General features: G+C 55.3%; 14 protein-coding genes. 6 read left to right on the top strand and 8 right to left on the bottom strand.

Annotated elements, in window-relative coordinates; translation table 11 throughout:
* Positions 1 to 85 precede the first annotated feature (85 nt).
* The gene (locus NST26_RS03900; protein WP_340978599.1) at positions 86 to 1,000 is read right to left on the bottom strand and encodes a LysR family transcriptional regulator; all 915 of its coding nucleotides are present in this window, start codon (positions 998 to 1,000) and stop codon (positions 86 to 88) included.
* Positions 1,001 to 1,147: 147 nt separating this feature from the next.
* On the opposite strand from NST26_RS03900, the gene NST26_RS03895 reads away from it, so the two are divergent.
* Complete coding sequence (locus tag NST26_RS03895) at positions 1,148 to 1,378, top strand: hypothetical protein (protein ID WP_036731282.1); 231 nt, start codon at positions 1,148 to 1,150, stop codon at positions 1,376 to 1,378.
* Here NST26_RS03895 and NST26_RS03890 read toward each other — a convergent pair.
* From NST26_RS03890 to NST26_RS03875, 4 genes are all read right to left on the bottom strand, one after another.
* Positions 1,368 to 3,464, bottom strand: a complete 2,097-nt coding sequence (locus NST26_RS03890) for a beta-galactosidase (RefSeq protein ID WP_340978598.1) — start codon at positions 3,462 to 3,464, stop codon at positions 1,368 to 1,370. The two genes, NST26_RS03895 and NST26_RS03890, sit on opposite strands and share 11 nt — an antisense overlap.
* A 103-nt stretch (positions 3,465 to 3,567) precedes the next feature.
* Positions 3,568 to 4,872 carry an ABC transporter substrate-binding protein gene (locus NST26_RS03885; RefSeq protein ID WP_036731279.1) on the bottom strand — a complete coding sequence of 435 codons (1,305 nt, stop codon included), beginning with the start codon at positions 4,870 to 4,872 and terminating at the stop codon, positions 3,568 to 3,570.
* A 59-nt stretch (positions 4,873 to 4,931) separates the two neighbouring features.
* The gene (locus tag NST26_RS03880; RefSeq protein ID WP_209877114.1) at positions 4,932 to 5,765 is read right to left on the bottom strand and encodes a carbohydrate ABC transporter permease; all 834 of its coding nucleotides are present in this window, start codon (positions 5,763 to 5,765) and stop codon (positions 4,932 to 4,934) included.
* Positions 5,765 to 6,646 carry a carbohydrate ABC transporter permease gene (locus NST26_RS03875; RefSeq protein ID WP_076078881.1) on the bottom strand — a complete coding sequence of 294 codons (882 nt, stop codon included), beginning with the start codon at positions 6,644 to 6,646 and terminating at the stop codon, positions 5,765 to 5,767. The genes NST26_RS03880 and NST26_RS03875 overlap by 1 nt, the downstream gene beginning before the upstream one ends.
* A gap of 132 nt (positions 6,647 to 6,778) precedes the next feature.
* On the opposite strand from NST26_RS03875, the gene NST26_RS03870 reads away from it, so the two are divergent.
* From NST26_RS03870 to NST26_RS03860, 3 genes are read left to right on the top strand one after another with little or no spacing between them, the layout of a single operon-like run.
* Positions 6,779 to 8,617: a sensor histidine kinase gene (locus NST26_RS03870; RefSeq protein ID WP_340978596.1), complete on the top strand. Its 1,839-nt coding sequence runs from the start codon at positions 6,779 to 6,781 to the stop codon at positions 8,615 to 8,617.
* Positions 8,614 to 10,140, top strand: coding sequence for a response regulator (locus NST26_RS03865; RefSeq protein WP_340978595.1), 1,527 nt, complete (start codon positions 8,614 to 8,616; stop codon positions 10,138 to 10,140). Before NST26_RS03870 ends, NST26_RS03865 begins: the two co-directional genes overlap by 4 nt.
* Entirely contained in the window at positions 10,134 to 10,682 is a 549-nt protein-coding gene (locus NST26_RS03860; protein ID WP_340978594.1) for an AraC family transcriptional regulator, read from the top strand. The genes NST26_RS03865 and NST26_RS03860 overlap by 7 nt, the downstream gene beginning before the upstream one ends.
* 713 nt (positions 10,683 to 11,395) lie before the next feature.
* On the opposite strand, the gene NST26_RS03855 is transcribed toward NST26_RS03860, so the two are convergent.
* Complete coding sequence (locus NST26_RS03855; protein ID WP_340978592.1) at positions 11,396 to 12,670, bottom strand: SGNH/GDSL hydrolase family protein; 1,275 nt, start codon at positions 12,668 to 12,670, stop codon at positions 11,396 to 11,398.
* A gap of 715 nt (positions 12,671 to 13,385) precedes the next feature.
* Complete coding sequence (yicI, locus tag NST26_RS03850; protein ID WP_340978591.1) at positions 13,386 to 15,707, bottom strand: alpha-xylosidase; 2,322 nt, start codon at positions 15,705 to 15,707, stop codon at positions 13,386 to 13,388.
* A 126-nt stretch (positions 15,708 to 15,833) separates the two neighbouring features.
* On the opposite strand from yicI, the gene NST26_RS03845 reads away from it, so the two are divergent.
* Both NST26_RS03845 and NST26_RS03840 read left to right on the top strand, forming a co-directional pair.
* On the top strand, positions 15,834 to 16,751 hold the full coding sequence (locus NST26_RS03845) for an AraC family transcriptional regulator (RefSeq protein ID WP_340978590.1): 918 nt from the start codon (positions 15,834 to 15,836) through the stop codon (positions 16,749 to 16,751).
* A 161-nt stretch (positions 16,752 to 16,912) separates the two neighbouring features.
* Complete coding sequence (locus NST26_RS03840) at positions 16,913 to 17,263, top strand: nuclear transport factor 2 family protein (protein ID WP_339253739.1); 351 nt, start codon at positions 16,913 to 16,915, stop codon at positions 17,261 to 17,263.
* 395 nt (positions 17,264 to 17,658) lie between these two features.
* On the opposite strand, the gene NST26_RS03835 is transcribed toward NST26_RS03840, so the two are convergent.
* Positions 17,659 to 19,785 carry a class I SAM-dependent methyltransferase gene (locus tag NST26_RS03835; RefSeq protein WP_340978589.1) on the bottom strand — a complete coding sequence of 709 codons (2,127 nt, stop codon included), beginning with the start codon at positions 19,783 to 19,785 and terminating at the stop codon, positions 17,659 to 17,661.
* Positions 19,786 to 19,913: the final 128 nt, after the last annotated feature.

Genomic DNA, 19,913 nt, shown 5'->3' with positions numbered 1-19,913 from the left:
GATACCATCCACCTAAGTGGGGTATCCGTCTTTTGCGACACGAATATAGGATCTTATCCTACGTTTATGACTTCACTGCTGCCCGTTACTCCACAGGACCGCTGCCGTTCTGCATCCTGTCTGTCCCGCTCACCGCTTCCGGCAGCCCTGCCTTCAGCTCTTCGATGAACTCCCGGAACGCGCTCGTCATATAGAGGTCACGCCGCCGGATGAATACCGTCGGCACCTCCGCATACTTCTCGGGAAACGGATAGATCCTTATCCCCTCCGTGACATTCATCCGGGTGAAATAGGATAACGGCAGCACCGCATACCCTATTCCCGCCCTTACACAGCCGAGTAATCCCTCCATCGTCCCGAACTCCATCATCTTACCCAGCCGTCCGCCCTCTTCCGCCAGCCAGCTCTCCAGCTTGTTCCGGTACAGGCATTCTGCATTCAGCATCAGCAGGGTCTTGTCATGAACAGAGAGGATGCCCTGATAATCCATACTATCGGGAATCACCAGCCCGATCCGTTCGTGGATGAGCAGCTCCTGGACAATCTCCGGGTGCTCCACCGGCCCGTCCTTAAAGGCCCCCTGGACTTGATGCTGCAGAACCGACTCGATCAGCTCCCCCGCCCGTCCGACCTGCAGCTGCACCTCCACCTCCGGGTAGCATCCTCGGTAAGTGGACAGGATAGCAGGCAGCCGCACTGCCGCCGTCGTATCCGAGCCGATGGTAATCAAGCCTGTGGGCACTGGCGAATCCAGCACCGCCAGCTTCGCCTCATCCAGCAGATTAAGAATCTTGACCGTATACTCCATGAACGTCCGTCCGGCCGAGGTCAAGGTAATTCCCCGGCTATGCCGGTAGAACAGCGGAGTCTTCAGCTCCTGCTCCAGCTGCTGGATTCTTGCCGTTACATTGGACTGCACATAGTTCAGGCTTTGGGCTGCCTTAGAGATACTTCCTTCTTCGGCAACCGCCAGAAATACTTTGAGAAGACCCGTATCCACGCCGTATCGCTCCCCCCGGATCACCCATCAGCCGCAGTGATGGCCTCCATCATTTCCCTTCATTATACATGATCCGATACACCGTTTATGATGGAAATATAACAGGAATGCGAGACCCCGACTAAAAAATGGCTAGGAGTGAGAGCAGTGGAAAACAAAAAGTGGAAGTTCCAGCTGCCCGGTAATCCGGATGGCATAGAAATAGCTATCGGTACAAGTGAAATCAGAACTGTCCATGACCTCCTAAGCCGGTTCCGCCAAGAAGAGCTTATGGCGGCGCAGAAGCAGCAGGCCGAGAGACGGAAGCCACAGCCGAAAGCTCCTGTGGTCTCCCTGGCCTCCCGTCTGCAGGAGAAGAGACGTCACCCTACTGCCTGACTCCAGCTTCCTGCAGGCCAGAGCTTACAGCTTGCAGAATCTGAACAGCATAAGGCGGAAGCATGACGGTTCCAGTCTCCAGATCGCCGGTTAGCGCGCTGCGGTAGTGCTTCTCCAGCCGGATGCTCTGAGCCGTCCGGCTGAGGTTCAGCAGGAACAGCAGCTCCCGGTTCTCTCCTGTACGCTTGAAGGCCTGAACGCCCTCCGGTAATTCCGCGAACTGCTCAAGCCCTGCGTCCAGCGCGATATCACCCAAAAGCTTCAGCCAATAATCCTCCCCGGGATCGGTTCCGATATAATATACCTTGCCCGCCCCGAAGCGGTTAAGTGTAGCCGCAGGAACTCCGGCATAGTAATCATCTTCATACCAGGCGATCGGCTCCGCTCCCTCCAGACAAAGAATGTCGCACCAATGGCTGCATGCATACAGATTCCCTTCAGCATCACGGAGCGTATGAACCTCGTCTCCAACCGGATCATACTCCTCCACCGTTATGCCGGCCGCACGTGAGAACAGCCCGGGAAGAGGCTGCATTACACAGATATTATTCATGTTCTTCACACCGCTTCGGCTCATCAGAATGACTGTGCCGCCGCCTTCCGCAAAGGATTCCAGCGCCTGTGCCGCCTCTTCATCATGCAGGTACAGGCTCGGGACGATAACCAGCTTGTAGCCCTCCAGCGGCTGACGCCAGTCCACCACATCACAACTGATGCCCCGCTTGGTTAACGCCCGGTGATATTGCTTGATGTTATCATAATAGTCCAGCCCCTCCGCCTGGGGCTGAATCCGCAGCGCAGCCAACTGCTCGTGCGAATACAGGATAGCCGTCTGACTCATGACCCCAGTCCCTTCCAACAGCGGAGCCAGAGCATTCACCTCACTGCACAGCTGCCCGAATTCGGCAAATCTCCGCCCGGGCACATTGCTGTGGTCGATGAGGCCGTGCCAGAACTGCTCTGCTCCGGCGGCTGCGCTTCTCCAGCGGAAATGCACCACGGTATCCGCACCTCTGGCAATCGCCTGCCAGGCATATGCACGGATCAGGCCGGGATACGGAGTACGCCACATCGGGAACCAGCAGCCCGGAGGGCCGCTAAGCTGCTCCATGATCCAGAAGCCCCGGCGTTTAATCCCGCGGGTCAGATCCAAGGATAAGGCCCCGCTGTATGGTGCAGTGGCCTGTTTCTTAGGCGAAGGATTCGGATAGTAATCGAAGGCCGCCACATCCAGCTCCTCTGCCAGCCCGTGCATGTCCAGCCGCTGCGGATAACTGTGAAAGTTATGGGTGATAAAGTGATGTGGGCAGATCGCCCGCAGCACATCAATCTGCGACTTCTGGAAGGCAATTACTGAATCCCATTGGAACCGCTGGAAGTCCAGCAGCAGCGAAGGGTTCTGAAAAGGTGAAGCGCCATAAGGAACTGTCAGTTCACTCCAGCTGCTGTAGCTTCCGCTCCAGACCACGGTTCCCCACTCCGAATTAAGCCGTTCCAGCGTCCCGTACTTCTGCTGAACCCAGTCCCGGAACGCCAGGTTGCAGCTGTCACAGCGGCAATCCAGCATACTGAATTCGTTATCCGTCTGCCAGCCGATAACTGCAGGGTGGCTGCTGTACTGGCGGGCAAGCGCCTCAATAATCCGGCCGCCATGTTTCCGCAGGGAAGCGCTGTTATAACAGCGGTGGCCGCGCACGCCCGGATGGAAGACGCCGCCGTCCGCGAGTACAGGCAACACATCCGGGTAAGCGGAGGTCAGCCAGCGCGGCGGTGTTGCTGTAGGCGTCCCGATCACAATCTGAATCCCGTACGCATGGAACAAATCCAGCGCCCGGTCCAACCAGGCGAAGTCAAAGCTGCCGTCCGAAGGTTCCAGCCGGCTCCAGGCAAATTCCGCTACCCGGACAACCTTGACCCCGGTTTCCTTCATTAATTTGATATCCTTCTCCCACATGGACTCGTCCCAATGCTCAGGATAATAGTCGACACCGATTTGCACGTTGCTGTAATCATTCCGCTCCCGAATTGTGCCCAGCTCCCTCTTATCGTAATGTACAAGACTTTGATTCGAGTATACCTCAATCACCAGTTAGCCGAAAACCATAAAGGACGCCCCGCCTCACCTCATTCACTGAGATGGGCATGAGCGTCCCGGCCAAGCCACTCTATCCAATCTGTTCCCTTTCAGATTATTTCTTCAGCTTATCCCAGGCAGCCTGCATGCCCTTCTCCCAGCCGGCTTCATCCACTTTGCCGGCAATCAATTCCTGAATGGAGCTGGCGAATTCCTGTGTAACGCCATCAGGGAATTTGGATGCCTGCAGCCCGTAGACCTTGCCTTCTTTTACATAATTCCAGACATCCGCACCCAGCAGACCGATATCCTCAGGGGTTGCCGGAATGGTGGACAGTGCAGGAATGAACTTCCATTTCTTCACGATATACTCTTTCCCCATATCCGAAGTGACCAGCCAGTTCAGGAACGTCTTCGCTTCTTCCTTGGAGCCGGATTCCTTGTTCACCACCAGGTTCGCCGGAACACCCACCGACAGCTTATCGTTCATCGCCGCATCATCGTTGATTGGCATCGGGAACATCCCGATGTTCATGTCCGGCGTAATGTTATCTACCAGCGTCTGTGCCCAGTTGCCTTCCTGCATCATAGCCGTTTCGCCCTTGGCGAACAGCGCCAGGTGAGTGTTAGCATCCGTGGTAAGCGGATTCTTCTGGCCGTATTTTACCGTCAGGTTCAACAGATTGCTCCAATCCTTGAACTTCTCATTCCCTACGATGGATGCGGTTCCGTCGTTCAGGCCCTTGATGAATTCATCGACATTATCCTGCTGTGCAAAAGCTACGCTAATTCCCTGAATCCCCAGCAGCCACCATTCCTGATAAGCGTTGCCGAACGGAGTTACGCCAATCGCCTGCAGCTTTTTAGCTGCTTCTTCAAGCTGGGAAATGGTTTTTGGCGTCTCTGTAATCCCGGCCTTGGCGAACAGGTCCTTGTTGTATACATAACCGATTCCTTCAAGGTTCATTGGCATCCCGTAGGTTTTGCCGTCCTTGGTCATAGGTTCTGCTGCAAGTGGAATCAGATCCTTCACCCAAGGCTGGTCGGACAGGTCTTCGAGTTTGTCTTGCCACAGTGCCATTTCAGCATACCCGCCGTTACTGAAAATATCAGGAGCATCGCCGGAAGCGAATTTGGTCTTCAGCGCTGCACCATAGTCTGCGCCGCCGCCCACCGTCTGGATATCCAGCTTGATGTTAGGATGCTCTTTCTCGAATTCCACCTTCAGCTCATTCAGGCCTTCCACGATCTCGGTCTTGAACTGGAAAATCTTAACCGTCTTCACAGCGCCGCTGTTGCCAGCGCTTCCATTAGAAGCATTATTTGAGGCAGACTTATCGGCATTGCCGCCACAAGCCGCGAGCACTACTGACATTAGCATTACGGATGACATCATCAGTGCAGAATGTTTCTTCTTCATTAGATATTTCCCCCTTGAATAATTTAACTGCTTCTTATGTGGAACGGGAGCCCGGTGAATTAACCCTTCACCGAGCCAGCCGCTATTCCCTCAACAATGTAACGCTGCATGAACAGATAGAAGATGACGATCGGGGCAATCCCGATGGTCAGTGCCGGAAGCGCCATATCCCACTGCTTCGTATACTGGCCGAAGAACGAGAAGGTCGCCAGCGGAATCGTCCGCAGTCCAGGTGCTTGAAGAATCAGAGACGGCAGCAGATAGTCATTCCAGATTCCCAGCGCATTGAGCACGATAATGGTCATCAGCATCGGCTTGAGCAGCGGCAATACAATCCGGAAGAACGCGGAGATCGGGTTACAGCCATCCACCGTGGCCGCCTCTTCAATCTCCAGCGGCACAGACTTGATGAAGCCGTGGAACAGGAAGATCGCCATCGGAATGCTGAGACCCAGATGGGAGATAATGAGACCTGTGAAGGAGTTATTCACGCCCAGGACGTTCACTACCTTCAGGATCGGAATCATAATCGTCTGGAATGGAACCACCATCGCCGCTACCATCAGCAGCAGCAGAATCTGGTTGAACCGGTTATTGGCACGCACCATGCGGTACGCCGCCATCGCACTGAACAGCGAGATCAGCGCTACACTGATGATCGTAATAATCAGCGAGTTGCGGAAGGCCTCGGAGAACCGGGCCAGCTTCCAGGCATTCACATAGTTCGACCACATGAAGGTCTGCGGCCAGCTGGCCGCGTCGCTCAGAATCTCGCCGAAGGATTTCACCGAATTCGCCAACAGGAAGTAGAACGGAGAGAGGAACAGAAGCGCCAGAAGGATCATCATCACTTCAATGCCGATATTCCATCTGCTTTTGGTCTTGGCATTCATTAAGCTTCTACCTCCTTACTCTTCGTTATACGAACCTGAATGACAGTGATCAGCGCTACAATGAGGAAGAATAACAGCGCCTTCGCCGTACCCAGACCATAACGGTTGTTCAGGAAGGCTTCGTTATAGATGTTCATCGCTACAGATTCCGTAGATTTGAACGGTCCGCCTTTGGTCAGCGATAGATTCAGGTCGAACATCTTGAAGGACCAGGAGATCGCCAGGAACAGTCCAATCGTAACCGCAGGCATAATCAGCGGAAGGATGATGTTACGCAGCACCTGCATCCGGGAGGCGCCGTCAATCTCGGCAGCTTCGAGCACCTCTTTGGAGACGTTGCTGAGCGAAGCGATGTAGATGACCATCAGATAGCCGGAGGACTGCCAGATGAAGACCATGACAATTGCCCAGAAGCCGGTGGTCGCATCCCCGAGCCAGGGAAGGTTGAAGAAGGACAGGCCTGTAAGATCGCCCATAGTGGCGAAGCCTTTGATGAAGATGAACTGCCAGATGAACCCGAGCAGCAGGCCCCCGATCACATTCGGCATGAAAAAAATGGTCCGGAGCATATTGCGTGTCTTCAAGGGTTTGGTCAATAGATAGGCCAGGAAGAAGCCTACTATGTTAGTCAAGATCACACCCAGCACGGTGAATCTCACGGTAAACCAGAAGGATGACCAGAAATCGTGATCATTTGTAAAAATACTTTTAAAATTCTCAAAGCCGACCCAGCTTACATTACCGGATACGCCGTTCCAGTCCGTGAAGGAGTAGTACATCCCCATCAGAAACGGAACAATCATGATCAAGGTAAAAAACAATAATGCCGGGCCAACGAAAAATACCTGCTGACCGAATTGGGACAATTTATTGCCGCGCATGTATGGCCCCCCTTTCTTTTACTCACTCACTTGTTTATGATCTAAAGATATTATCTGTTTTTTGCAGAGCCTCTTACACCTACGCAAGTGATCTTTAGGGTGTAAAATATTGACCTGGATGTGACCCGCCCCATGAAATGGACCAGTATCCGCACGAAGCTGATTGTCTTCCTGCTTGTGCCCACCTTAATCTGCATTATGGCTACGATGTATGTCAGCTATTCCCACACCACCAAGTCGCTGCGGGACCGGGCGGTCGATGAGAACAAGAATCTGCTCTATCAGGGCTACAAGAACATTAACAGTCTGCTGCAGGAGATCAACCGTCTATCGCTGAACGTGTATTCCGACGGCGATTTCTACCGGCTGCTGGAAGCCGGGTACGACGATCTGTCCTCCGATATTGCCATCTATAACTCGCTCAGCTATATCTCCACCTCGCTGCCCCACCTCTCACAGGTGTACTTATACAGTGTGAAAGACTCGAAGGCTACGCTGATTACCGACAATACAACACCCAAGCGCTGGCTGGCTAATGCACCCTACCACCAGTCCAGTCTGAGCGGAAGCTCACCGGTAAGCGTGCAGAGTACACATCTGAGCAACGCTTACGGGCTAAGGCTGCCATTAACGCAGTTTATACCGGAGCCGGTCTTTACGCTGCACCGCAGAATTGAGCGTATCCCTACCTCGCAGGCGCTAGGCTATCTGTCAATTGATGTGAAGCTGGCTGCCCTCAGTGAGATTGTGGACCAGCTGTACGAGCAGGATCAGGAGAAGCTCTACCTGGTGGACAGCAGCGGCAGGCTGGTCTACAGCCATGATTCCGGGCTGCTCGGCAAGCCGCTGAATGCTGATTGGTATAACACTCAGATTGCGGACAGTACGCAGTTGCAGGGTTATTTTGAACAGGACAGCTCTGTATTCATCTATCAAAAGATCGACAGCATCGGCCTCGGCTGGACGCTCGTCAAGCAGATTCCCGTCTCCTATCTGTTCCGCGAAGCCAAGGAGGCCGCCGCGATCAACCTCCTGCTGCTGGCGCTGCTGCTGGTGACGATCATTGTTCTGACGATCCTCGTCTCCTTCCGGATTACCGCGCCGATCAAGCAGCTGACCCGGTATATGAATCAGGTCCAGACCGGGAATCTCAACATTGAGATCCGCCCGGCGGGCAACGATGAGATCGGGGTGGTCACCGAGCATTTCCGCAGTATGATGGACACGATCAACAATCTCATTCTGCGGGAGTACAGACTGGAGCTGGCGAGCCGGACCAATGAGCTGAGGGCGCTCCAGTCCCAGATTAATCCGCATTTTCTGAACAACACTCTCCAGATTATCGGTACGCTGGCCTTGGAGCTGAAGGTGCCGCAGATCTACGGCCTGCTCTCGGCTCTGGCCAAAATGATGCGCTACAGCATGTACAATGATGAGAAGGTGGTGACGGTCCAGAATGAGCTGGATCATGTCAAAGCGTATATCCAGCTGCAGAAGGAGCGTTTTGAGAACAAGTTCAGCTTCCGCTGTGAAGTGGAGGAGCCGCTGCTTCAGGCGCTGATGCCCAAGATGATTCTGCAGCCGATTGTGGAGAATTACTTCAAGCACGGCTTCCAGCTTGACCGCCAGGACGGATACATGGAGATTAACGTGGCCGGGCTAACCCCGGAGCGGATGGAGATCAGCATCGCCAACAACGGCCTCCCGATTCCCGCAGGACGGCTGGAGGCGCTGCGCAAGGAGCTGGAGCAGTCCAGCACCGTTGAAGAACGGGAGCTCCTGCAGAATGCCGGACAGGACAGCCCCAGCAGACGCGATGCACCGGGCGCGGGCATCGGCCTCGGCAATGTGCTGGCCAGGCTGCGGCTGGTTTGCGGCGATAACGCCCTGCTGACCGTGGATAATCTGAAGACAGGCGGGGTAATCATCCGCCTGGAAATCGATATTGTAGTGGAGAGTGAACAGGTATGAAGGCACTGATTGTAGATGACGAAGCAAGAGTCCGGAAGGCCGTCCGCCTGCTGGTGGACTGGGAGGCCCATCAGATTGAGGAGATTCTGGAGGCGGGTAACGGCAATGAGGCCATCGGTCTAATCCGCCAGGAGAAGCCAGCGCTGGTCATTATGGATATGATGATGGAGTCCGGGAGCGGCCTGGAGCTGATGACCTGGGTGGATGAATTCGCAGGCAGCACCAAGTTCATTGTGGTCAGCGGGCATAATGACTTCGACTTCGTCCGCCAGACCGTCCGCCATGGCGGCATCGATTATATCCTGAAGCCGATTGATCCGGATATGATTAACAGCGCGGTCTCCAAAGCAGTATCCGCCTGGCGGGCCGAGGAGGCGGAACGCAGCCACCGCCAGCACCAGAACCTCCGGCTGAATGAGATCAAGCCGATCTTCGGGGAGAAGCTGCTGTCCGCATTGATCGACGACAAGGTGAATGCCGAGGCCTCGCTGCGCCGCCTGATCCATGACGGCATCATTCCGCCGGACATTAAGATTTCGCGTCTGCTCCTTGTGCAGACGGACAGCGGCAACAATCCGCTGCTGCGGCGCTTCGGCGGTGACAGCGAGCTGCTCTACTATGCCATCGTGAACATCTGCAACGAATTTTTGCAGCAGCAGGGCACGGGCATCGCCTTCCGCTATTGGGGCGGGCCGCCGGAGATTGCCATCCTGCTCTGGGAGCCGCATGAATCCGTCACTTCGCTGATTAGCCGGATGAATCAGGGCATCTTCCTGACGCTGCAATTCCGCATGCATTTCGGAATCAGCACGCCGGGCGCTTTCCCCGCGCATCTGCCGGCGGGACGCGCCGAAGCCGCCGAAGCCCTGCTGCTGCGGAATCTGCTCAGGCATGAGGATTACTGCCATTTTGCGGGTGCGGAGGCGCTGCCGGGCGCGGGGACAAGCATGGGAGCGGGCTCGGTGGCAGGCGGGGAGACTGATGTGGGTGTGATGACGGGCGGGAAGCCAGGCTTGGGTGCGGTGACAGGCGGAGTGACTGGCTCGGGAACGGGCGAGGTGACAGGCCGGAAGTCAGGTGCGGGTGCGGCGACAGGCGGATTGACTGGCTCGGGAACGGGCGAGGTGACTGGCCGGAAGTCAGGTGCGGGTGTGGCGACAGGCGGATTGACTGGCTCGGGAACGGGCGAGGTGACTGGCCGGAAGTCAGGTGCGGGTGCGGCGACAGGCGGATTGACTGGCTCGGGAACGGGCGAGGTGACTGGCCGGAAGTCAGGTGCAGGTGCGGGGCCGGGGTGGGTGACTGGCAATGGTGCTGGCGCAGTGACGGGCAGGGAGCCGGGGACGATACCCGGCGGGAAGCGGCGCGATAAACGGGAGACCGCAGTCCCGCTGAGCTTCGCCGATGTCCAGGAGGACTGGCGGATGGCAGTCATCAGCGGGACGGCCGAAGCCCTGACCGCAGCAGCGCAGCACTGGACCCAGGAGCTGAGCCGCCGGGGGTGGTTACCCCGCAGATGCTGAACGACTGGAAGGCCGATGCGCTGCTGCTTCGCTCCCGGCTGGTCCGGGAAGCGCTTGGCAGCCAGGCGGCTAACGTGCTGGCTGAGCTTGAGCAAGGGGACCAGCAGAACCCCTCTCCGCAGCCCAGCGGATATTCCTTCTCGCTGTTCGCCTGGCGCGACTGGTCCCTGGCCTTCATGCAGCAGTTATCCCGGGCGCTCACGGACAGACAGCAGAAAGAGCGGAACCCGATGACGGAGATCGTAAAATACATTGAGCAGAATTACCCCTCCGACCTCTCCCTACAAGAGGTGGCGGGCAAATTCCAGGTCAGCCGCGAGTATGTCTCACGCCGGTTCAAGCAGGAATACGGCATCAACTTCTCCGACTACATTGTCAGCGTCCGCATCGAGAAGGCCAAGCTGCTGATGCAGAATCCGGGCCTCAAGCTAGCCCAGATCTCGGAAATGGTCGGCTTCCACGACGTCAAATACTTCAGCAAGGTTTTCAAGAAGCACACCGGCCATTCGCCGAAAGACTACCGGGATCAGGCGGAGCATTAAGCTCCGTCTGGGTGGTATGTGAATGCTGATTACTGGGGGAGAATGTGTTCGTTTTTTCGCCTACATTCGGCCGTGTTCCCTCGCCGCGGTGCATTGTGTTCGGTTTTTCGCCTACATTCGGCCGTGTTCCCTCACGACGGCGCATTGTGTTCGGTTTTTCGCCTACATTCGGCCGTGTTCCCTCGCGACGGTGCATTGTGTTCGGTTTTTCGCCTACATTTGCTCCGGTTACTTCACCCTTTTAGTCCTCCATGGCTCTTCACCCATCCACAGATGAAGAGCTGATGCTCTACTAATAGCTCATCAGCTCTAAACGTGTGAAATTCACTTTAACTAATGGCTTGCTGAGTGGTTACTTCACCCCAATTAGGGGGCAAGGGGGAAGGCTTAATTGTAATTCGTACAACTAAATCGTCCGATGTGCCGTCAAATCTCCGTTTAGATGTAGTTCGTGCAATTAAAATGCCCCTACACCTGGATTTTCGTCCATCCGGGCAAATCTAGTTGCACAAAATACAATTAGAAGAGGAAGTCCATCCGTTTCACTGTTTTTAGTTGCACAGAATACACTTATCCCTGTTTTTTCGCTACGAACGCAGCTTCATCCCTTACCTCATTCGTAGCTTCATCCCTTACCTCATTTATGGAATGAACTCACTTGTTTAATTCTGATGCTCTACTAACTGCTGGCGTCCGTTTGCTGTTAAATTTCGTTAACCTCTGTACCACGCCAGAAAAGCCGCCGCCACTGCCTTGCCCGCCGCACCGTTCGGATGCGGGTCGAACTCGTCGCTCATATACTCCGGCTTGATCCGATAATCTGCAGGAGCCGGAACTGAGAGGACGGCGGCCATGTCGAATACGCGGTCCACTCCGGCCGGAGGACTCATGCGGATACATTCATTCACTTTACGCCAATGGGTCTCACGCTCGCCATCGAAATTGAAAGGTGGCACGGTGCTGAGAATTACCGCTGCCTCCGGTTGTGCTTCCTTGATCCGGGAGATGATGTACGCCACGTCCCCCAGCAATTCCTCTGCCGTGCGCTGGCCGATATCCAGATCATTCACGCCGAGCACGATCAGCACCTCATCACCTTGCTGTGCCTTATGCAACCAGGGACCGTCCGTGGCTACATCGTAGGCCCGGCCCCAGCCGGAGCCGATATTCCACACTCCATACTCTATACCCAGCCCCTCTGCAATTCTTGCCGCCCAGTGTGTGTATTGATCCTTAGCGGTCCGCACCCCTTGCGTGATCGAGTCACCCAGAAAAACCAGCTTCTTCGTTACATCCTTCTTGTAGCCCAGGAAGCTTGGGAGGACCTGCAGCTTGTCCGATTCGCTGAAATCAGCCGCAGACTCCTGAGCTGCCAAAGTGCCCGGCGCATCGTAGCCGGAGACCAGCATTCCCTCCACATTGAAGGGGAATGACTTGCCTGCGCCAGCCGTTTTCAAGGTCCAGGTGAAGGCCAACAAGTGATTCTCCGGCAGCTCCAGAAGCGCTTCGTCGCTCCAGAACTGCTCACCCGGCTCCACTCGCCGCGACAATTCGCCGCCAAAGGTAACCGGCACCTGCGAGCCCGGCACAATGCTGCCGTCCGGCGCCGCTCCGCCATCGGCGAGATATGCCGCCTCGATGCTCCACTCGCCGCCCGGTTCACTGGCTATGGCATCCGCGCCCAGGTCCCAGGTCGAATCCACAGCATTGCTGTGCCAGAACTTCAGCGTCAGGCTCCCGTTCTCCCGCAACCGGATATAGGTGCGGTACGTATGGGTGAACGGCTCCGGCGCGTTCATAATGTAGTTGGCGGCTGTAGATAGCGCGGTGGCCGAGCTGAACTCCGGCTGGCTCAGCACTCCGCTTGAACTGTTCTCCTCGTTCTCCTTAGAGCAGTCTGCCTTCCCGATACTCTCTTCCACACTGCTCATCTTCCCCCAGTCCTCCTCTCCAGTGTTCACTGTCCCGCTATCCTCAATATTGTTCATAGTCATCGACTCCTTTATTCTGGTGCTGTTTCTCTGGCTGATGGGCTGCGGCGGCTGGTACGGCTGACGCTATACGAGTAACTTAACAGTAACTTGGGGCAACTCCTTCAGCACTCCTTCAGCACTCCTTTGGCAATCCTTTGGCAATCCTTTGGCGCTCGTTCGAAACCACTAATGTTGCACTATCTGCAACACTGCTGCCTGTGAAACTCGCTATTTCGGTGCAATGTTGCACCAAATGCAGGAATTTCGCCGCTGATTCGCTCAGGGAAGCTGAAATGCTGCATTTTTGACAACAATTCGCCATAGCCCTGCTCCTGCTGAGGGGATTGTTGTATTTCTTGCAACATCTAGCCCATTGTCCGCCATTGCGCGCAACAATCCTCCCCCACCGCCGCCAATCCCCAAAAAGCTCCCCGATCCAGGAGACGAATGTCCCCTGTCATCAGAGAGCTTGGTTACTTAAGGGCACAGCCATAGGCTAAGCCAGCGTGCAGGTGTGTTAATTCGGTCTATAGTTGTGTTAATTCCGTCTTGCGTGTGTTAATTCCGTCTATAGTTATGTTAATTCAGTCGTGCGGATGTGTTGATTCCGTCTATAGTTATGTTAATTCAGTCGTGCGGATGTGTTGATTCGGTCTATAGTTATGTTAATTCAGTCGTGCGGATGTGTTAATTCAGTCTTGCGTGTGTGTTAATTCCGTCTATAGTTCACTTATTTCAGCGTAATCGTGAACGTTACGGACTTCTCACCGGCGCCCACTTTCACTGTAGTCTCATCTACCTGCTCCGCACCTTCCACGGAGGCGATAGCGCCGAGATCCTTCACCGCCAGGGTGAATGCTTTGCCGCTGCCTTCGACAGTTACCTTTACAGCACTGCCGCTGCGTACAGCTTCTACCTTCAGCTCAGGAGCGCCGTGGATATCGCGCACAGTCGCCGCAGCAGACTTCCCGTCCTCCAGGGAGTACAGGCCGAACTTCACGCCGTCGGCAAAATCATAATCCGGACGGCTATCCTCGCTGCCCACAGCAAGCAGGGAATTCTGACGCACGAACAGCGGCAGACTGAAGAAGTCATGCTTCTCTTTGCGCCATGCTCCGCCCTGTACGGTCTCACCGCTTAACAGGTGTGTCCAACGGCCGGCCGGCAGGTAATACTTCACTTCGCCGTTCTCCTGGAAGATCGGAGCGACCAGCAGGGAATCGCCCAGCATGTACTGGCGGTCCAGCACCTCACAGGTCGGATCTTCCGGGAACTCCATCACCATGGCCCGCATCGAGGCCCAGCCCTGCTCATGTGCCTGTCCGGCTACATCATACAGGTACGGCATCAGGCTGCACTTGAGCTTGGTGAAGAAGCGGGTAACGTCCACGGCTTCATCGTCATACGCCCAAGGCACACGGTACGAGGTGCTGCCGTGCAGGCGGCTGTGGCTGGAGAGCAGGCCGAAGGCCAGCCAGCGCTTGAACACATGCGCCGGAGCGGTGTTCTCGAACCCGCCGATATCATGACTCCAGAAGCCGAAGCCGGATAGGCCGAGCGACAGGCCGCCGCGCAGGCTCTCTGCCATGGATTCATAGTCGGCATAGCAATCGCCGCCCCAGTGAACCGGGAACTGCTGGCCGCCAGCGGTAGCGGAGCGTGCGAACACGGCAGCTTCATTTTTGCCGAGCTTCTCTTCCAGCACCTCGAATACAACCTTGTTATACAACTGGGTATAATAGTTATGCATCTTGTAAGGGTCGGAGCCGTCAAAGTATACCACATCGGTCGGAATCCGTTCGCCGAAGTCGGTCTTGAAGCTGTCTACGCCCATATCCACCAGGTCACGCAGGTAACCGGCATACCATTCACAAGCCGCAGGGTTCGTGAAGTCGACCAGTCCCATACCCGCTTGCCAGAGGTCGGTCTGATAGACGTCGCCGTTGGCTTTTTTGAGCAGATAACCATTCTTCCGGCCTTCTTCAAACAACGGGGAGCGCTGTCCGATATAGGAGTTGATCCATACGCAGATCTTCAGCCCCTTGTCATGCAGACGCTTCAGCATGCCCACCGGGTCCGGGAACACACGGGAATCCCACTGGAAATCGGTCCATTGATATTCGCGCATCCAGAAGCAGTCGAAGTGGAACACATGCAGCGGCAGATCGCGCTCCGCCATCCCTTCCACGAAGGAGTTCACCGTAGCTTCATCGTAGTCTGTAGTGAACGAAGTCGTCAGCCACAGGCCGAAGGTCCAGGCCGGAGGCAGCGCAGGCTTGCCGGTCAGGGAGGTGTATTTCGTGATGACCTCTTTAATCGTCGGCCCCTCAATCACGAAGTATTCCAGGCTCTCTCCGGCTACGCTGAACTGGGCCTTCTTCACCTTCTCAGACGCAATCTCATACGATACCAGCTCCGGCTGATTCACAAATACACCGTACCCCTTGCTCGTCACATAGAACGGAACGTTTTTGTACGCCTGCTCGGAGCTTGTACCGCCGTCTTTGTTCCACAGATCCACCACCTGGCCATTTTTGACAAAAGCCGTAAAGCGTTCGCCCAGACCATACACGAATTCGCCGACGCCTAAGTCCAGCTCTTCACGCATGAAGGTGTTGCCGTCCTGATCCGTGATGTAGGCCATTGACTTGTAACCGCTGCCGGTAATTCGCTCGTCGCCGCGGTAGAAGTCCACAGACCAGTGTGTGCCCTTGTTGATGACCACGCGGAGTCCGCCGCTGATCAGCACCGTCTGCGCCTCTGTCTCCTCGATTTCCACATGATCGCCGGTTCCCTCTGTCAGCTCAAACGAAGGTCCGCGTGGAATCACGCCGTCGTTATGAATAATTTTGACGCCTACCACGCCCGGAAGCGGGGAATGGAATTTCACCGTCAGCAGTGTGGAGTTGAGTGTCGCCGAACGTCCCGTGATGGGAGTCGTCTGCGTGATGGCGGTCAGGCCTTCCTCCGTTTTTTCTACCACATAGTTCTGCACTGCACCATTGATTGTAATTCCGTCACGAACCAGCCATAAGCCGTCTGTAAATTTCATATGTGCACTTGCCACCCTTCGATTTGGTGTATATAGTTGCATTATACCGATAATAAAAGCTCAAAACTAATAATATATAGCTCATTTATAACATTATTTTGACGCCATCAGACAAGGAGGCCCCTAATGGACCGCACCTCGCAGCGCTTGCTCAAAGAAGACCGCGAACACGGGGATGTCATGTTCCCCCTGGCCGCCTACTGGATCGACCTTCCCGCCGGAGCACATGTCCTGGACACTCACTGGCATGAGGAAGCCGAGTTCTTCCTGCTGCTGGAAGGCGAGATTCTGTTTCAGGTGGACACCGACTATTTCACGCTTCGCCCCGGTGAGGCCGTGTTCATTGAATCCGGGGATATCCATGCCGCATACGCGCTTACGGAGACCCCCTGCCGCTTCTGCGCCCTTGTCTTCCACCCCGACCTGCTGGCCAGCGCCCAATATGATACCATCCAGCAGAGTGTTATTCTGCCGCTTCAGGAGAAACGCCAGAGCTTTCCGCGCCACCTCACCCCTTCTGTTCCCTGGCTGGCGGAGCTGCTGGAGCATCTGAACCGGATGATGAACGCGTATGAGCAACAAATGCCCGGATTCGAAGCTTTTATGAAAGGAACCCTGCTGATTATGCTCTCGCAGATTGCGCAGCCGGGGCGCTTCGTCAACCACAGCCAGTCCGAAGGCGCGGAGCCCACGAAGATTGACCGCCTGAAGCGGGTAATTCTCTATATCCAGGACAACTACCAGGAGCCGATACGTACCCGTGACCTGTCGGGGCTGATTCCGATGAGCGAGGGGCAATTCTGCCGTTTTTTCAAAAGCATGACCCGCAAGACGCCCGTCGATTACATCAACTCCTACCGGGTCCGCCAGGCCGCAGCCCTGCTGAAGCAGGGAGACCGCAAAATCTCCGATATTGCCATGGATGTCGGCTTCGACAACGTCAGCTACTTCATCAAAGTGTTCCGCAAAGTCATGAACTGCTCGCCCTCAGAATTCCGAAAGGACGCCAGTCCCTTCACCGGGCAGAACCAGCTTTATCCGTAGGCTGGACCCCGCCCCATTCTTTTTTCCTGCTTACGGTTGCCCGGATACGTTTAAGTTAGGGTATGGATGACCACGGCACCTGCCGCTTCAGCGGTGGCCTAATGGCTCATTCCGGTGGACATGCCGTTCCCCACTAATCTACTTACAGGAGGCAGATATTCATGAATCAGCATGTAACCTTGCCAATTGAGGTACAGGACTTCTACAATGCAGTGAACCAATACCAGCCTGACGCTCTGATCGAATTGTTCGCACCCGGCGCTACCGTGAAGGATAACGGGAAGTCGGCCGAAGGCACAGAGGCTATAGCGGCTTGGGCAGAATCCGAGCTATTCTCTGCTAAGGTCCGCTTTACTATTATGGAAATTGAAGAAATCCAGGGCCGCATTGCAGTGACCGCTGAGATGGAGGGGGAGTTCAATAAGAACCGTGTTCCCGCCCCGCAGCAGTTCACCCATGAATTCAAGGTACAAGGCGGCAAAATCAGCGAGCTGATCATCACGCTTAAATAACGCCGAGCAAGTTCAAAGTATAACCATACTTTATAACTCAAAAGGCTGTCCCATAAGTCATGAATATGACTACGCGGGACAGCCTTTTAATTACATAAGATGGGTTTCAGCACTGGAGTGGACGCGGCGATGGCCACTCCGTTGTGTTCTTGTGTTCCCTGATTGCATTTTCTGCAATAGATTCCGCTCTATATTGCCCTAGAACGCATTCTATTGTATTTCATACAGTAGATTACTGGATTTAGGCTCCAGAAGGCCATTTCCGGCGAATTCTATTGTATAGAGTGCAATAGAAGCTACTTTCCCGTCGATTTCAGAGACATCTATTGCACAAAGTGCAATAGCCAAACGTTGAGCATTAGAGTATAGGCAAGTTACTTAACACTACATCCCCATTACCTGCCAGCAAGCACGGAATTCCTCCCACCGTCTTTACGAATTACAATAAAGCAGGTGCTGTCCGGCAAAGGCACCGCCTGCCCGTTATCGTCCATCATAACCACTCTGTTCTCCAGCGCCTCCGTGTAGCCCTCCTGCAGGTAATGACGCAAGACCTCTATCTTGGCCCGGTCCCCCAGCGTCTGCTGAATGAATGCGGTGTACTGCGAAGGTGTGAAGTAGCCGAACTGTTCCTGAACCTCATGAATGTAGGCTTCCTCCCCCCAGGTGTAGGTATAGAGGAATTCCATCGCATCGTTTACCGGCATCAGAACCTCGTATTCGCCCAGCTGTTCATAACGGATATTCCGTCCGGCAAAATCCTTCGCGTACCGCTCCAGCCACGCCATCCCGTCCGCCTCCAGGAACCGCACTCTGCGCCGCTCCTCCTCCGGCTCGCTCATAATCCCGTCGCGGATAATGATCGTCCCGCCATCTGCCAGTACATCGAAGGCACTGGTCAGCGCTGCCGCCACCGTGCCATGATTGAACTTCCGGCCGTCCAGCGGCACATAGGAGTATAGCTCATGCAGAATCGATGAGAAAATCACCGTGTCCACCGTGCCCGGCTCCACGTAATCCTTCAGGTTCAGCGCATCGCCCTGGAGCACCTCCCAGCGGCGGTCCTCCCGCTGCTTGCGCTGCCGCAGCGCTTCGATCACATTGCTTGCGATATCAATCCCCACTGGCACCACCTCCGGCATCCGCTCCTCAATCAGATCGAGCAGCACCCCGCCGCCGGGGCCGATGTCCAGCACCTTCCCTCCGGTAACGTAGTCCAGAATCACTGCCTTATAGTCAGCTGTATCATTCATCTGGCTTAAGTACGTATCCTCATTGTGGAAGCGGTCGAAAGCATCCCGCCGCAGATCGAACAGGTCGAACAGCAGCAGGACCGCCCGTTCATACAGCGCTGACTTCTCGGCCTCCATACAGAACTCAATCAGCTTCTCCGCTGCCGCTGAGAACTCGAACTGGAAGAACAGCGTATCCGGCAGATGCTCCTTACCCCGCAGCCTGTGCGTAAGATGCGGGTTGCTGCCGGAAGGCTTCACACCGCTGTAGATCTCCTCCCAGCCCAGCTCCGAGAGATACTTCTCAATAATCCGTTTCTTATAGACGTTGATCTTCTTGCTGCCCTTATAGTCATAATGAATACTGTTCATGACCGCCTCGAAGCTCAGATGGCTCAGATGGCTTAGCTGAAGCGGGCCGCTGCCGGCCACCAGACTCATGACCTTCAGGAACTGCTCCAGCGAGAAGGTCTGGAGCGCCGATTCCACATACCAGAAGGTGGCAGGCTGCAGCGGCTCCAGCGCAGCTGGGAGGAAGCCCTCCTGCACCAACCCGTCCCACTCCGTCTCGTAATCCTCCCCCTGCGCAATGGACCCGGCGCGCATTCTCCGCAGACGTTCCTTCATCGGGACTTCAGGCTGCAGATTCCCTGAAGCAATTACAGCAATCAGCTCCATGACCTGCAGGCGGACCTCCTGCCACAGCTCCGGGGATACCGCAGCAATGATGCAGTGATTCAGTGCGAACAGCAGCCGCTCCAGCTCCTCTGCGCCCAGCAGTCCCTGCTCCACCAGTGCGGACAACGGAAGATTGACGGAAGGCGGAACCTCGCCGCGGATTTGCTGTCCAATCAGCCCATGCGTCTCGATCAGCGTATGTATGACCCGTCTCTTCTCCGCAGAGCCTGCCTCGTCCTGCTTCATCCCTTCTGCATACCTCCGGTACAATTCTGCGGAGCCGATATTATGAACGAAAATATTAATACCCTCTTCCTGCCAGCTCCGCCGCTGCCGGAGAGTCCCGCCCTTAGCCGTCTCCGACCAGATCAGCGTCTCCTCAGCCAGCTCCTTGATCCAATACGACAGCGGCAGACTGTCCAGCACCCGCAGACTCCGCTCTACATAATCCAGCACCGGATTCTGCTGCGCAAGCGACTGCAGCGATTCTACCCGCTCCAGGTTCACAATCGTCTGCTCTGCCTGCACGATGTACTCCAGCCACGGATAGCCTTCTCCGGCAGGCCATTCTCCTTCACGATACGCCTCTATAGCCCGTAATGATTTCAGCATTTGCATACCTCCCTATGTAATAGCAATCTATATACAATAGCCCATGTGCTTCAGGTTTGAATCAGAGTGTCCCCGGAATGGAACAAACCGCAAGCTTCTATTATAGAAGCCTGCGGCTGCGAAGAGCT

The organism is Paenibacillus sp. FSL R7-0128 (assembly GCF_038002245.1).
In the GTDB taxonomy this organism is placed as follows: domain Bacteria; phylum Bacillota; class Bacilli; order Paenibacillales; family Paenibacillaceae; genus Paenibacillus_AQ; species Paenibacillus_AQ silagei.
Note: the sequence above shows the minus strand (reverse complement) of the source record. Positions and strands in the feature narration are given on the sequence as shown.

What these genes read in the sequence shown, in the direction of transcription:
- NST26_RS03885 (WP_036731279.1), bottom strand. Translation starts at nt 4,872, where the DNA reads ATGAAGAAGAAACATTCTGCACTGATGATGTCATCCGTAATGCTAATG.
- NST26_RS03880 (WP_209877114.1), bottom strand. Translation starts at nt 5,765, where the DNA reads ATGAATGCCAAGACCAAAAGCAGATGGAATATCGGCATTGAAGTGATG.
- NST26_RS03875 (WP_076078881.1), bottom strand. Translation starts at nt 6,646, where the DNA reads ATGCGCGGCAATAAATTGTCCCAATTCGGTCAGCAGGTATTTTTCGTT.
- NST26_RS03870 (WP_340978596.1), top strand. Translation starts at nt 6,779, where the DNA reads ATGAAATGGACCAGTATCCGCACGAAGCTGATTGTCTTCCTGCTTGTG.
- NST26_RS03865 (WP_340978595.1), top strand. Translation starts at nt 8,614, where the DNA reads ATGAAGGCACTGATTGTAGATGACGAAGCAAGAGTCCGGAAGGCCGTC.
- NST26_RS03860 (WP_340978594.1), top strand. Translation starts at nt 10,134, where the DNA reads ATGCTGAACGACTGGAAGGCCGATGCGCTGCTGCTTCGCTCCCGGCTG.
- NST26_RS03855 (WP_340978592.1), bottom strand. Translation starts at nt 12,670, where the DNA reads ATGAACAATATTGAGGATAGCGGGACAGTGAACACTGGAGAGGAGGAC.
- yicI (WP_340978591.1), bottom strand. Translation starts at nt 15,707, where the DNA reads ATGAAATTTACAGACGGCTTATGGCTGGTTCGTGACGGAATTACAATC.
- NST26_RS03845 (WP_340978590.1), top strand. Translation starts at nt 15,834, where the DNA reads ATGGACCGCACCTCGCAGCGCTTGCTCAAAGAAGACCGCGAACACGGG.
- NST26_RS03840 (WP_339253739.1), top strand. Translation starts at nt 16,913, where the DNA reads ATGAATCAGCATGTAACCTTGCCAATTGAGGTACAGGACTTCTACAAT.
- NST26_RS03835 (WP_340978589.1), bottom strand. Translation starts at nt 19,785, where the DNA reads ATGCTGAAATCATTACGGGCTATAGAGGCGTATCGTGAAGGAGAATGG.